This is a genomic window from Nocardioides xinjiangensis, assembly GCF_017916385.1.
Lineage (GTDB): Bacteria > Actinomycetota > Actinomycetes > Propionibacteriales > Nocardioidaceae > Nocardioides > Nocardioides xinjiangensis.
Genome location: NZ_JAFMSW010000001.1, coordinates 2,318,454 through 2,331,751, shown reverse-complemented (window position 1 = coordinate 2,331,751; position 13,298 = coordinate 2,318,454). Strand labels below are relative to the sequence as shown.

11 protein-coding genes and 1 tRNA gene are annotated in these 13,298 nt (G+C 72.2%); 5 read left to right on the top strand and 7 right to left on the bottom strand.

The features are described 5' to 3' along the window. The first annotated feature begins 240 nt into the window (after nt 1-240). On the top strand, nt 241-921 hold the full coding sequence (locus tag J3P32_RS10980) for a histidine phosphatase family protein (protein WP_210439794.1): 681 nt from the start codon (nt 241-243) through the stop codon (nt 919-921). Between the two features lie 30 nt (nt 922-951). Here the strand turns inward: J3P32_RS10980 and J3P32_RS10975 are convergent, their stop codons facing one another. The 4 genes from J3P32_RS10975 to J3P32_RS10960 all read right to left on the bottom strand — a co-directional run bounded on the left by J3P32_RS10975 (nt 952) and on the right by J3P32_RS10960 (nt 4,674). Then, nucleotides 952-2,292 carry an MFS transporter gene (locus J3P32_RS10975; protein WP_307861664.1) on the bottom strand — a complete coding sequence of 447 codons (1,341 nt, stop codon included), beginning with the start codon at nt 2,290-2,292 and terminating at the stop codon, nt 952-954. Then, nucleotides 2,289-3,242: a carbohydrate kinase family protein gene (locus J3P32_RS10970; RefSeq protein WP_210439793.1), complete on the bottom strand. Its 954-nt coding sequence runs from the start codon at nt 3,240-3,242 to the stop codon at nt 2,289-2,291. Before J3P32_RS10970 ends, J3P32_RS10975 begins: the two co-directional genes overlap by 4 nt. 7 nt (nt 3,243-3,249) lie before the next feature. After that, nucleotides 3,250-4,506 (bottom strand): AGE family epimerase/isomerase, encoded by a 1,257-nt coding sequence (locus tag J3P32_RS10965; protein WP_307861663.1) that lies wholly within the window; start codon nt 4,504-4,506, stop codon nt 3,250-3,252. Between the two features lie 86 nt (nt 4,507-4,592). Further along, nucleotides 4,593-4,674: transfer RNA gene (locus J3P32_RS10960), tRNA-Tyr, on the bottom strand. Between the two features lie 84 nt (nt 4,675-4,758). On the opposite strand from J3P32_RS10960, the gene J3P32_RS10955 reads away from it, so the two are divergent. Next, nucleotides 4,759-5,250, top strand: coding sequence for a YajQ family cyclic di-GMP-binding protein (locus tag J3P32_RS10955; protein WP_210439791.1), 492 nt, complete (start codon nt 4,759-4,761; stop codon nt 5,248-5,250). Nucleotides 5,251-5,365: 115 nt separating this feature from the next. Here J3P32_RS10955 and J3P32_RS10950 read toward each other — a convergent pair whose 3' ends face one another. Further along, nucleotides 5,366-6,019, bottom strand: coding sequence for a TetR/AcrR family transcriptional regulator (locus tag J3P32_RS10950; protein WP_210439790.1), 654 nt, complete (start codon nt 6,017-6,019; stop codon nt 5,366-5,368). Nucleotides 6,020-6,207: 188 nt separating this feature from the next. Here J3P32_RS10950 and J3P32_RS10945 point away from each other — a divergent pair, with 188 nt between their 5' ends. Both J3P32_RS10945 and J3P32_RS10940 read left to right on the top strand, forming a co-directional pair. After that, nucleotides 6,208-9,978 carry a glycosyl hydrolase gene (locus J3P32_RS10945; RefSeq protein WP_282593979.1) on the top strand — a complete coding sequence of 1,257 codons (3,771 nt, stop codon included), beginning with the start codon at nt 6,208-6,210 and terminating at the stop codon, nt 9,976-9,978. A 131-nt stretch (nt 9,979-10,109) separates the two neighbouring features. Then, the gene (locus J3P32_RS10940) at nt 10,110-10,682 is read left to right on the top strand and encodes a DoxX family protein (RefSeq protein WP_210439788.1); all 573 of its coding nucleotides are present in this window, start codon (nt 10,110-10,112) and stop codon (nt 10,680-10,682) included. A gap of 160 nt (nt 10,683-10,842) precedes the next feature. Here the strand turns inward: J3P32_RS10940 and J3P32_RS10935 are convergent, their stop codons facing one another. Beyond that, nucleotides 10,843-11,763 carry a methylenetetrahydrofolate reductase gene (locus tag J3P32_RS10935; RefSeq protein ID WP_307861662.1) on the bottom strand — a complete coding sequence of 307 codons (921 nt, stop codon included), beginning with the start codon at nt 11,761-11,763 and terminating at the stop codon, nt 10,843-10,845. Between the two features lie 156 nt (nt 11,764-11,919). Here J3P32_RS10935 and J3P32_RS10930 point away from each other — a divergent pair, with 156 nt between their 5' ends. Further along, nucleotides 11,920-12,216, top strand: coding sequence for a hypothetical protein (locus tag J3P32_RS10930; protein WP_210439787.1), 297 nt, complete (start codon nt 11,920-11,922; stop codon nt 12,214-12,216). 73 nt (nt 12,217-12,289) lie between these two features. Here J3P32_RS10930 and J3P32_RS10925 read toward each other — a convergent pair whose 3' ends face one another. Then, nucleotides 12,290-13,267: a sulfate/molybdate ABC transporter ATP-binding protein gene (locus tag J3P32_RS10925; protein ID WP_210439786.1), complete on the bottom strand. Its 978-nt coding sequence runs from the start codon at nt 13,265-13,267 to the stop codon at nt 12,290-12,292. Nucleotides 13,268-13,298: the final 31 nt, after the last annotated feature.

Below are 13,298 nucleotides of genomic sequence, written 5' to 3'. Positions count from 1 at the left end.
CCCGAGCAGGACGAGCACGCTCCCGACGACTCCCCGTGACACCACGTCGCGGACGGTAGGGGCGCCTCCCGACCGGCGCCCGACGTCCGGGTGAACGGGCGGCCAACCCCCGTCCGCCCTTCGCGGGGGGCCCTAGGCTCTCCCTCGTGATGCAGCTCGGACGGTACGCCGCACCCCGGCGCGCCGCTGCCACCGTCGGCGCCGAGCCCGCTCCCTCGTCCCCGAGCTGAGGACCCTGCCTTGCGACTCCTGCTGATGCGCCACGGCCAGACGCACGCCAACGTGGCGGGCGAGCTCGACACCGCCCACCCGGGCCTCGACCTGACCGACCTCGGACGCGCCCAGGCGGCCGCGGCGGCCCGCGCGATCGCCGCGGAGCCGCTCGACGCGATCTACGTGTCCAGCCGGGTGCGCACCCACCAGACCGCCGCACCCGTCGCCGAGGACCGGGGCATCGAGCCGACGCAGCTCGACGGGCTCGAGGAGGTCTCCGCGGGCGACTACGAGATGCGCAGCGACCACGACGCGGTCTCCGGCTACATCGGCACGGTCGCCACGTGGCTCGAGGGCGACCTCGCCCACCGGATGCCCGGCGGTGAGACCGGCGAGGAGTTCCTCGCGCGCTACGACGCGGCCGTGCGGACCATCGTCGAGGCCGGTCACGACGCGGCGCTGGTGGTCAGCCACGGCGCCGCCCTGCGGACGTGGGTCTCGACGCGGATGGCACCGCACCCGGACGCCCCGCCCGCGACGCAGCCGCTGCACAACACCGCGCTCATCGTCCTGGAGGGCGACACGGACGCCGGGTGGCGGATGGTGTCCTGGCAGGGCCACCCCGTGGGGGGCGAGCTGCTCGAGGACCCGACCGCGGAGGACCCGACGGGCGACCTGGACGCCGACGGCGACGGCGAGGTCGGCTGAGTCCGGAGGCGTCCGGGCCGGGGAAGGACGCTAGACGCCCTCGGTGCCGATCCCGGGGTGCACGAACGGCCGTCCTGCCCTCATCTGCTCCACCGAGCCGGGGTGCAGCCGGGCCAGGTGGGCCAGCCCGCGGCGCCGGTAGCGCAGCACCTGGACCACGCCGAGCGCCCAGAAGGCGTACTGGACGGTCATGGCCAGCCTGAAGTCGCCGAGCGTGTAGGACTCCATCCCGCCCGACGCGGACAGGTCGAGCACCACGCCGATCAGCGCCATGGTGAGCAGCGAGGCCGTGAAGCCGCCGACGTTGACCAGCCCGTTGGCGCGGCCGGTCTCGTGCGGTGGCGTGAAGGACCGGGCGAGGTCGAAACCGACCATGGAGGCCGGGCCGCCGCTCGCGGTGGCGAAGGCCATCACCACCACCAGCCAGGCAGGTGCCGCGGCCGGCCACAGCAGCACGGCGGTCCACGGCACGACCATCGCGACGACGACGCCGACGACGATCCACGAGCGGTAGTAGGGCAGCCGGGCGACGAGCCGGGCGGTCACCAGGCCGCTCACGACGGCCCACGCGGTCATGGCCATGAGCAGCGTGCTCGCGGCGCCGCTGGACCAGCCGAGCCCCTGGACGAGGAACGGGTAGCCCCACAGCAGCGCGAACACCGTGCTCGAGAACTGCGAGGTGAAGTGCGACCACATGCCCAGCCGGGTGCCGGGGTTGCCCCACACCGTGCGCACCGACTGCGCGAGGGCGCGCAGCTTGATCGCCACCACGTCGCCGCGGCGGTAGGGCGAGTCCTTGACCAGGGCGAGCACCGCGACCAGCAGCACGACGCCGGCGCTCGAGGTGAGGGCGAAGGCGCGGGTCCAGCCGAGCTCGTGCAGCAGGTACGACAGCGGACCGGCCGCGGCGATCGCGCCGAGCTGCCCGGTCAGCCCGGTGAGCTGGGTGACCATCGGGGCCTGGCGGACGAGGAACCACACCGTCACCAGCCGGATGACGCTGACGAACACCATCGCGTCGCCGGCTCCGACCACCGCTCGCGCCGCGACGGCCCCGGCGAAGGACGAGGAGACGGCGAAGGCGAACTGCCCCGCGGTCATCAGGACCAGGCCGATGATCAGCATCGTCCGCGAGCCGTAGCGGTCGAGCAGCACGCCGACCGGCACCTGCATGCCGGCGTACACGACCAGCTGCAGCACCGTGAACGACGCCAGGCTGGTCGCGCTGATGTCGAAGCGCTCGGAGGCGATGATGCCCGCGACGCCGAGCGAGCTGCGGTGGAAGACCGCCAGCACGTAGACCGCGAGCGAGACCAGCCAGATGACCCAGGCCCGTCGCCTGCCGATGTCGTGGATCTGCTCGGCGCTCACTCCTCGCCCGATCCCGGACCGCCCAGCGCGGCGGTGAGCTCGGCGCGCCAGGGCGGGTCGGCGCCCGGTCGCGAGACGTTGACGGCCGCACCGATCGACGCGGTGGTGACGGCTCCGAGCACGTCGCGGTCGCTCAACGCGCGCAGGGCGTCGGCCGCACCGGGCCCGGCGACGCCCAGGGCGAGCAGGGCGTCGAGGAGGACGCCGCTGAAGGTGTCGCCGGCGCCCACCGTGTCGGCCACGGTCACCGGCACGCCCGGCACCTCCAGGACGCTGCCGCCGGGGCGCACCGCGACGGCCCCGGCGCCACCGCGGGTCACCACGACGAGGCCGGGGCCACGGGTGGCCCAGCGGGTGGCCGTCGCGAGGGGCTCGTCGTCCGGGCGCAGCCAGCCGAGGTCCTCGTCGCTCACCTTCACCACGTCGGCCAGTGCCACGAGCTCCTCGACGCGCGCGGCGGGGCCGGCGCGGTCGGGGGTGATCGCCGGGCGGGAGTTGGGGTCCAGCGACACCAGCGCGCGGCCGCGACAGCGGCGTACGGCGTCGAGCACGGCGCGGGCGCCCGGCTCGAGCACGGTCGCGATCGAGCCCACGTGCAGCACGTCGCACGCCTCGTCCGGGACGTCCTCGAGGCTCCAGTCGAGGTCGAAGTCGTAGGAGGCGGCTCCGCTCGCGTCGAGGGTGACCGCGGCCGAGGACGTCCGTCCACTGCCGGTGGGCCGCGCCAGCACCTCGACCCCGCTCGCGCGCAGCCAGGCGCGCACCTCGGCGCCGCGGTCGTCGTCGCCGAGCAGCGTCACGAGCCGCACGTCGCGCCCCAGCCGGCCGAGGGCGATCGCCACGTTGGCCGGGCTGCCACCCGGGAGGTCCCGCGGCGTCCCGTCGCGGTCGGGCACGACGTCGACCAGCGCCTCGCCGACGACGAGGACCCGGGGCTGCTCGTCGGTCATGCCTCCATCATGCCGGTGGCGCCGCGGCGCCCGGCACGCGCACCACGGCCGCGAGACCGCTCGCCAGGCTCGGCGCGAGCGCCAGGCGCGGGAGGAGCGTGGCCTGCACCGCGTGGTAGAGGTCGGGCTTGCCCGGCCACACGCTCGCCTGCGGCCGGTTCGCCGCGTCGAGCTCGTGGTGCCACGACCCCTGCTCGAGGTCGACCAGGTGCTGCGCCGCGTACGCCCACCAGCGGCGGTAGCAGTCGGCGTAGCCGCCCTCGCCCGTGCGCCGGTGCAGCGCCGCCGCGGCCGCGACCGCCTCGGCGGCGACCCAGTGCATGCGCTGCCGGACGACCGGCCGGCCCTCCCAGTCGGTGGTGTAGACGAAGCCCGGCGCCCCGTCCGCGTGCCAGCCGTCCGCGACCGCCCGCTCGAACAGCAGGCGGGCGGTGTCGAGCAGGCCGGCGGGCGCCGCCGGGCCGAGGGTGGCCTCGAGGTGGAGCAGCAGCCGCGACCACTCGAGGGCGTGGCCGACCGTGGCCCCGTAGGGCTTGAAGGGGTCGTCGGGCCGGTCGCGGTTCAGCTCGAGGTCGACCGACCAGTCGGCTCGGAAGTGCTCGGGGAGCCGACCGTCGTGGGCCGCCGCGAGGTCCAGCACCAGGCCGGACAGGCGGCCGGCGCGCCGGTGCCACACCGCATCGCCGGTGACGTCGCCCACGGCGAGCATCGCCTCCACTGCGTGCATCGTGGAGTTGAGGCCGCGGTAGGGCAGGGCGTCGGTCCACGCCCGGTCCCACTCGTCGACGACGCGACCGGGGCCCTCGTCCCAGAATCGCCGCTCGAAGACGTCGGCGGCGTCGGCGAGCACGTCCTCGCCGCCAGGCAGGCCGGCGACCACGGCGGTCGAGCCGGCGAGCATCACGAAGGCGTGCGCGTAGCAGGACTTGGACGCGCCACCGGGGCCGGCGACGGGGTCGCCGTCCGGGCCGACGGCGCCGAACCAGCCGCCGTGCTCGGCGTCGCGCAGGGTGGTGCGCAGCCCCTCGAGGGCAGCGCTCGCGATCTCGGCGCAGCCCTCGACCCCGAGCAGCGACCCGAGTGCGTACACGTGCACCATGCGGCTCGTGATCCAGGTGTGGACGGGCCGGTCGAGGTCGGGCGAGCCGTCGTCGCCGAGCCATGCAGCACCCCCGAGCGGGTGCACGACCCGGCGGCCGAAGTCCAGCAGGCGCCGGCACTCCGCGTCGAGCCACGCGTCACCGGGTGCGGAGGGGGCGCTCACGTCCGCAGTCAACCAGCCGGGCCCCCGACGCACGAGACCCCCGCACATCGTACGGGGGTCTCGCGACTGGATCGGGATCCGTCCAGTGGCAGGTAGAGGATTCGAACCTCTGTAGGCAATGCCGGCTGATTTACAGTCAGCTCCCTTTGGCCGCTCGGGCAACCTGCCGGGCCGTGCGGAACAATAGCAAGGCAGCGACACCACCACGAATCGCCGGGGGGACCCGGCGGAAGGCCCCCAAGGAGGCACAGAATGGCTGACTCGAGCTTCGACATCGTGAGCAAGCTGGACCGCCAGGAGGTCGACAACGCGCTCAGCCAGGCGGCCCGCGAGATCGCCACCCGCTTCGACTTCAAGGGCACCGGCGCGTCCATCGAGTGGAAGGGCGAGAAGGCGATCGAGATCACCGCCTCGGCCGACGACCGCGCCAGCGCCGTGCTCAGCGTCTTCCAGGACAAGCTGATCAAGCGCAACCAGAGCCTGAAGATCCTCGACGCCTCCGAGCCGCGCCAGTCGGGCCAGGTCTCCAAGATCGACATCGTGCTCAAGGAGGGCATCACCTCCGAGGACGCGAAGAAGATCTCCAAGCTCATCCGCGACGAGGGCCCGAAGGGCGTCAAGGCGCAGGTGCAGGGCGAGGAGCTGCGCGTCTCGTCGAAGAAGCGCGACGACCTCCAGGCCGTGCAGCAGCTGGTGAAGGCCCAGGACTACGACTTCGCGGTGCAGTTCACCAACTACCGCTGAGCCACGCCGCTGTGAGCGTGGAGCTCCCATAGGTGGTCACGTCTCGACCGGGCTCCGTGCAGCGCGGGGAGGGTGTTCTCGTCCATCCCACTACTCGTCCGGCCGTGGTGCGGCGTCAGTCCGAGCCCGGCGCGCTGCGTGTCGTGTGTCGTAGCGCGGGCAGCCAGATCGTGTCGACGAGCTCGGCCAACGCGTCGTCGTCCGGCGGGCGGTGCAACCGGACGAACTCGCTCATGACGATGGCATGACCGAGGTTCATGGCCAGCACTGAAGGTTGGTGGTCCAGCTCGCCATGAGCGACGGCGCGATCGACGATGTCCTGCACGATCGCCACCTGCGCGTCGCCGTGGAAGATGCTGACGCGCCCGTCGACGTCGCCGTCTCTCTCGACCCCTCGCACTGCCGCGCCGAACGGGGTCCGGAGGAAGCGAGCCATGCCGGTGAGGAACTCGAGGAGGTCCGCTCGGATGCCGTGGCCGTCCATCGAGGCTCCAGGTGCGGGCACGTTGGCGCGCTCGAGCACGGCGAGAGCGAGGTCGACGCGGTTACGCCATCGGCGGTAGATGACGGACTTGGCCGCGCCGGAGCGCAGGGCTACGGCTTCGACGGTGAACCCTTCCCAGCCGTGCTCGGCGAACTCGTCGTGGGCTGCATCCAGGATCGCGTCCTCGAGCGCTCGGCCGCGCCTGCGGCGCCCGGCCTCGATGATCGACGCGTCGCTGGGCCCCGTCGGGGGTGCGTCCGTTGCTCCACTCCGCGCGGTGCTCACGCCGCGAGTCTCGCATCCGCCTGCACGCCAGCACGCCTCTGTCGTGCCCAGACGCCAGCCAGCCGGTCTGGACCGCCGGCGCGCCCACGTCGCCGCAAGCAACTCCCCGTTGCTTATCGACCCGCGCGGACCTACTGTGTCACTTGTCACTTGAAACCTTTCACTTCGCACTCACCCCCGAGGTAGTCATGTTCCAACTCCCATCCCGTCCGGCGCGAGGTCGCTCGCTGCTGGCGGCGCTGGCGTCGCTGTCCGTGCTCGCCGCCGTGGCGCCCACCGCCGTGGTCAGCGGACCCGGCAGCGCGAGCGCCGCTCCGGCGGCACCTGTCCCCTCGGTCCAGGGCACGCGACTGGATGCTGCGACGTTCGCGGATCCACCGTCGAGCGTCCGACCGATGTACCGCTGGTGGATGCCACTGGCGTACACCGACGACGAGCAACTGCGCACCGAGCTGCGTGACATGGCCGCCGCCGGCGCAGGCGGCGTGGAGGTCGCGCCGTTCATCGTCCCGGGGGCCGGCAACCAGTCCAACGCCTTCCTCGCACAGTACGGGTGGGGAACACCAGCGTGGGCGCACAAGATGGAGGTCATCACCGACGAGGCCGCCAGGCTCGGGCTGGTGGTCGACCAGAACCTCGGCCCGCAGTACCCGGCCACCGTCCCGACGCTCAACAGCTTCAACCAGCCCGAGGCCGAGCAACAACTGATCTACGGCCGAGAGTTCAACCCGGCCGGCACCAGCCGCACCGGTGCCCTGCCGGCCACCACGACCGCGCCACCGTCGGTCACGACCAAGCTGTGCGGCATCGCGAACACCGGCGACGAGGTCCTGAGGGTCGAGAAGCTCGGCGGCATGGCTCCCGGCGACACCATCACCGTCGGCACCGGCCCGACTGCGGAGAAGGTCGTGGTCACCGGGCTCGGCGACCGCACCGCCACGTGCGGCGACCTCTCGGTCTCGGCCGTGAAGGACGTGCACCTGCTCGCCGAGCCGGTGGTCAACACCGCGAAGTCCACCCGCCTCAAGACGCTGGTCGCGCAGTGCGCGAGCGCGTGCAGCGCCGCGACCACCGGCTCCATCGCACTGGTCCCCGACTCCGTGGTCGACGTGACCGGCAAGGTCACCGGCGGGGCGCTGGACCACACCTTCCCGACCGGCAACGGAAACCCCTGGGTGGTGCTCGACCTCAAGCAGACCGCCTCGGGTCTCATCGCCCAGTCGGGCGGCTACACAGCCACGCAGCCCAACTACGTCGTCGACCACTGGAGCCGCGGCGGCGCCCGCATCCAGGGCAGCTTCTGGGACGAGCACATCCTCACCGACGCCGTCCGGGCGAACCTGGACGAGATCGGATCCGGCGCCGTGTTCGAGGACTCGCTCGAGCTGCACACCTCGCAGAAGTGGACCTGGGGCTTCCTCGACGAGTTCACCGCCCTGCGCGGCTACGACCCGACGCTGCTCCTTCCGGCGCTCCTGGGTTCCGGCCTCCAAGGCACCGGCACGCCCGCGTTCGAGCTCGCCGACGTGGGAGCGAAGGTCCGTGAGGACTACCGCGCGACCATGTCGGACCTGTACACGCACCGCTACGTCAAGACCATGCAGCGCTGGGCCAGCAGTCACGGCCTCGACTTCCGCGCCCAGGCGTACGGCACCCCGATCCACTCCGGCGTTGCCGCCGCCGAGACCGGCATCCCCGAGGGCGAGTCGCTCAACTTCGGTGCGGCGAGGAACAACCTCGGCGCAGAGCAGAACTACCGCGTCGTCGCGGGCGGCGCGCACGTCGCCGGCCGCAACGTCGTCTCGGTCGAGTGCTGCGCCATCTTCCAGGGCGGGTTCCGCTCCAGCCTCGCGGGTCCGAGCGTCCCCGGCCAGTTCGGTCAGGGTGGTGACGGCACCGCGGTCGGCGGCAAGTACTCCCAAGGCCTCCTCGACTCGGTGTACAAGTCGTACGCCGGTGGCGTGAACCAGGTCGTCTGGCACGGCTACCCCTACCGTGACGCTCCGGCCGGTGTCGGCACCTCGGGTCGCGACGGCGGGACGTGGCCGGGCTACCACCCCTGGGACATCTTCGGCGTCATCAACGTCAACGACGAGTTCGGCCCCCGTCAGGCCTCGTGGCCCGACTACGCGAAGGTCAACGACACCCTCGCCCGCACGCAGCTCGTCCTCCAGCAGGGGCGAGCCGTCGTCGACCTCGGCGTCTACTACGACGAGTACGGCCTGCTCGGTGACAGCGTCGGAGCCCAGGGCCCCGTGCAGCACCTCCTCGGCACCGCCTCCGCGACCTCGAAGGCCGGCTACACCTACGACTACGTCGCCCCGGACTTCCTCGACGGCGTGGCCGTGGAGGCCGACGGCGGCCTCTTCGGTGACACCTCCGACCAGAAGGCCCTGGTGCTGAACAACCAGGTCACCATGTCGGTCGACGACGCCCGGACCCTCGCGGCCCTGGCGAGGGACGGCCTCAAGCTGTTCGTCGTCGGGGACGCTCCCACCACCACCCCGGGCGCGAAGCCCGGCGGCGGCGCTCTCGCCGATGTCGTGGCGGAGCTCCTCGCCCAGCCGTCCGTGGTTCGAGTGGCAGCCGAGCCTGACCTCCCGGCCGCGCTCGCCGCCGCGGGCATCCGTCCCGCGGTGACTCCCACCCGGCCCACCGAGGCACTCGGGCTCGTCCGCCGCCAGGCATCCGGAGTGACGTACAACTTCGTCTACAACCGCAGCGGCGCCGCAGTGGAGACCGAGCTGGAGCTCACGGGCTCCGGTCAGCCCTACCTGCTCGACACCACGACCGGCGCCATCACGCCCGTCGCGCGGTACGCCACCGACGCCGGCAACGGCACCGTCACCGTGCCCGTGGAGGTGCCCGCCCACGACGCCGTCATCCTGGCCGTCGCCGGCAACACCGCGGCGCCGGTACCAGGCCTCCGCGTGCACGCCGTCGACGTCACCGGCGGCGACGGCGCCGAGGTCATGGCGGCAGGCCGCCAGGACCTGGTGCTCCGCGCGACCGCCGACGGCAGCTACGCCACCACGTTGTCCAACGGCATCAGGCGGACCACCGACGTCACCGGGGTCGCACCGGCCCAGGCCCTCGGCACGTGGACGCTCGACGCGCAGACATGGACGCCCGGTGCCAACCAGTACACGACCACGAAGACCGACCAGCCGCCGTTCACCATCACCGCCGGCGACAACGGGAAGCTGCCGTCCTGGCGCGACATCCTCACCCCGGTCAACCTGAGCCAGTCCTCCGGCATCGGCACCTACACGGCGAGGGTGGACCTGCCCCGCACGTGGAGCGGTCAGGACGGCGCCTACCTCGACCTCGGTGCAGTCCTCGACAGCGTCACGGTCACGGTCAACGGCGTCGAGGTCCCGGTCGACCAAGCCGACCGGAGCCGCATCGACCTCGGCAGGAACCTGGACGCCGGCGCGAACACCGTGGTCGTGCGCGTCGCAACCACGATGTTCAACGCCGTCCGGTCCACCGGGGACAGCAACTACCAGATGCCCGCCTGGCAGAACGCCGGCCTGATGGGCCCCGTCCTGCTCACCCCCTACCGCGACACCATCGTGGCGACCACGCCGGACCCGACGACCACCCCGAGTCCCACCGCGCCGACGCCGACGGCGCCAGCCCCCACGGATCCGGGCGTGGTGAAGGCGGCGACGACCACCACGCTCGAGGTCCGGCCGGCGACCGTGCAGGTCGGCAAGCGCGCCCGCGCGGTCGTCACGGTCACCTCCGCCGCAGCAACGGTGAACGGCAAGGTGCGCCTCAACGTCGACGGCAGGGCCTACCGGACGGTCACCCTGAGCGGAGGCAGAGTCTCCCTCAAGCTGCCGAACTGGAGGGTCGGCACGCACAAGGTGCGAGCGAAGTTCCTCGGGTCCACGACGCTCGCGCGGTCCCGGTCGCCGAAGGCGACCGTGAGGGTCGTCTCCAAGCGGGGCTGACACGGGGGTTCTCGGAGGGCGTCGGGGCTGTTGCCCTGGCGCCCTCCTCCCGTTCGCGAGGAGCGCGGGTCAGCGGATGACGGGCGGCCGACGCGGGTACTTCTCCTGCTTCCCTAGAGGAGGAGGCTCCCATGCAGGTCGGACGACTGGTGGCACGAGCGGTGATCGGCGGGCTGTTCGTCGGGCACGGCACACAGAAGCTCTTCGGCTGGTTCGGCGGGCCCGGCCTCGGTGGCACCGAGGAGATGATGGGCGCGCTCGACATGCGTCCCACGCGGGCGAACGCCGTTGCGGCCGGGGTCACCGAGACGGCGGGCGGTGCCCTCGTGGTGCTCGGGGCGGCGACTCCTGCCGCCGCGGCGGGACTCATCGGCACGATGGCGACGGCGATCCACAAGGTGCACAAGCCCAACGGACCCTGGGCGGCGCAGGGCGGTTGGGAGTACAACGCCGTGCTCATCGCCGCCCTGACGGCGTTGATCGATGCCGGTCCCGGAGACCTCTCGGTCGACGCGTTGCTGGGCAGGGAGGAGTGGGGGCCCTCGTGGGCGATCGGCGGCCTGGCCGTCGGCGGCGCCGCGGCGGCCCTGGCCGTGACACTGGGACGGAGCGGCGGCCAGGCGGGTGACGCGCCCGCTCCTGACGGCGCGATCGCCGAGGCCGCCGAGGGCGAGACGGCGGGCGACCCGGTGACCACCGACTGACGGCTCGTGTGCTCCCCCGGCGTGACGGGAGCCGGGCGCGTGCCGACGTACGACGTCCGCCTGGCGCGACCCGGCGAACCGGAGCGGTTGGCCCGTCCCGTCCGGCGCACCGGCACTTTCGAGTCGGTCCATGTGCGGGCGGTCTCCCGGCCAGGCCCGACTACGCGCGCAGGTAGGCGGTCAGCCGGGCAGCGAGGTCCACGGAGGCGTCGATCTCCTCGCGGCGGATCGAGACGCTCTCCACGTTGAGCCCGAATGGCACGCCGAGGCGGCGACAGAAGTCGATGAGCTCGACGGCCACCGCCTGTGCCTGCTCCAGGGAGGCACCCAGCGGGTTGGTCGAGTGCCGGAGGTCGTTCTCGATCCACCGGGGGACCCCGACGCCGAGCCAGCGGAGGAACTCGAGGGTCTTCATCGAGCCGCACACCGAGAACGTGAACACGATCGGGACGGGGGACAACCCGCGGGCCTGGCACTCGTAGCGGTAGTCGGAGACGAGGTTCTTGGCGGCGTTGAGGTCGTAGACCACCTGTGACACGAAGAACCGGCAGCCCGCGGCCTGCTTGGCGATCAGCCGCAGGTGCTCGTCCTCGCGGCGGCTGTGCCGTTCCGGGATCGCCACTCCTCCGAGCAGCAGCCCCGGGTTGACCTCGGCCCGCAGCAACTGGGCCTCGGCGAGGGACACCGGGGCCGTGGCGCTGCTGGAGGGAGCGCCGACCAGCACGGTCAGCGTCCGCTCGGGATCCTGCTCGGCGAGCCACCTCCGCAGCTCGTCCGGCTGGTACTTCCCCACCGCCCGGTAGACGACGGCCGGCGTCCGCCACGCCCTCAGGTGTTCTGCCCGGTAGGCGGACGGGTCGACGGTCGGGCTGAAGGGGAACGGCCGCTCGACCGGGTTGCGCGACGCCTCGTCGTCGATGTCGTAGAGGATCAGTCCGTCGAGGTCGAGGTGGTCCAGCCGCTCGATCGTGGCACGCGCGATCTCCGGGAGCCGCTCGGCGGGCGTCGATCGCCTCGGCGGCGTGATCGCGAAGAGCATGAAGTCGCCCTGGCCGGACCTGACGCGGGTGGTGATCTCCACCGGGGTCACGGTAGTGGGCTTTGACACACCCGTTCGTCGCACCCGCGCGAGTGGTCGGGCCGAATGGGGGGCTGGACGGAGGGTACGAACGGTGCTGCAGCGCCGGAGGGGACCCTCCCTCCGGCACCCCATCCCATGAAAGCGGGCAAGACAACCATGTCTGGAAACGTCAACACCGGTGCTCGGGACACGAACACCACCTACGGTGCTCGGCGCCTCTCGACCGAGACCAAGGCGTCGTTCAAGACGACCGAGCTGATCGCCTACGTGGCGGCAGTGCTGGCCGTGCTCATCGCCTCCGCCATGGTCGACTCCACCGACTTCGGTGCGCAGGAGGCGTGGTTCTACGTCACGCTCCTGACCATCGGCTACATGGTGAGCCGCGGACTGGCCAAGTCGGGCAGCCGCGACTTCTACGACGACGACGCGCACCGTCACGACGCTCGCGCCTGACCCGCGACCCCGACGAGACCACCCCCGGCGCTCCGCCGGGGGTGGTCCCCATTTCGGGCCTCGACGACGCGGGTCAGACCGCGGCCGCCATCCGCGGGACGACGGTCGCGCCGGCCGCGGGCGTGAGCCACACGGTGCTGCCCTCGCGCAGCTGGAGGGCCCGGGCGTGCGCCCTCGTGACCACCACGGCGACCTCGTCCCCGTCGACCGTGAGCACGGTGAGCCGCACCTCGAAGCCGATGCGGACCAGGCGGTGCACCGTGCCCTCGACGCTGCCGGCGAGCTTCGGCGAGGTCTCCAGCTCGATGTCGTGCGGGCGCAGCGACACGCCACCGAAGTGGGTGACCTCGCCGAGGAACGACATCACGAAGTCGTTGGCCGGCTCGTCGTAGAGCTGGTCGGGGGTGCCGACCTGCTCGACCCGGCCCTCGTTGATCACGACGATCTCGTCCGCGACCTCGAGGGCCTCCTCCTGGTCGTGGGTGACGAACACGGTGGTCACGTGCACGTCGTCGTGCAGGCGCCGCAACCAGTCCCGCAGCTCCTTGCGGACCTTGGCGTCCAGCGCGCCGAACGGCTCGTCCAGGAGCAGCACCGACGGCTCCACGGCCAGCGCGCGCGCCAGCGCCATGCGCTGGCGCTGGCCACCGGAGAGCTGGGACGGCAGGCGGTGCGAGAACTGGGACAGGTGCACCAGCTTGAGGAGCTCCTGCACCCGGTGCTCGATCTCGTCCTTGGGGCGCTTGCGGATCTCCAGGCCGAAGGCGACGTTCTTCGCAACCGTCATGTGCTTGAAGACCGCGTAGTGTTGGAACACGAAGCCGACGTTGCGCTTCTGCGCCGGCAGGTCGGTCGCGTCCACGCCCTCGATGGTGACGGTGCCGGTGTCGGACTTCTCCAGGCCGGCGATGATGCGCAGCAGGGTCGACTTGCCGCCGCCGCTCGGGCCGAGCAGCGCGGTGAGCTGGCCGGTCGGGATGGTGACGTTGACGTCGTCGAGCGCGACGAAGTCGCCGAACTTCTTGTTCAGCCCAGTCACTTCGATGCTCATGGGGTGACCTTTCGCGGGTTCTGGGGGCCCG

Coding starts and splice junctions, on each gene's coding strand:
- J3P32_RS10970 (WP_210439793.1), bottom strand. CDS start 3,242: ATGACCGACGAGCAGCCCCGGGTCCTCGTCGTCGGCGAGGCGCTGGTC.
- J3P32_RS10955 (WP_210439791.1), top strand. CDS start 4,759: ATGGCTGACTCGAGCTTCGACATCGTGAGCAAGCTGGACCGCCAGGAG.
- J3P32_RS10945 (WP_282593979.1), top strand. CDS start 6,208: ATGTTCCAACTCCCATCCCGTCCGGCGCGAGGTCGCTCGCTGCTGGCG.
- J3P32_RS10940 (WP_210439788.1), top strand. CDS start 10,110: ATGCAGGTCGGACGACTGGTGGCACGAGCGGTGATCGGCGGGCTGTTC.
- J3P32_RS10930 (WP_210439787.1), top strand. CDS start 11,920: ATGTCTGGAAACGTCAACACCGGTGCTCGGGACACGAACACCACCTAC.
- J3P32_RS10925 (WP_210439786.1), bottom strand. CDS start 13,267: ATGAGCATCGAAGTGACTGGGCTGAACAAGAAGTTCGGCGACTTCGTC.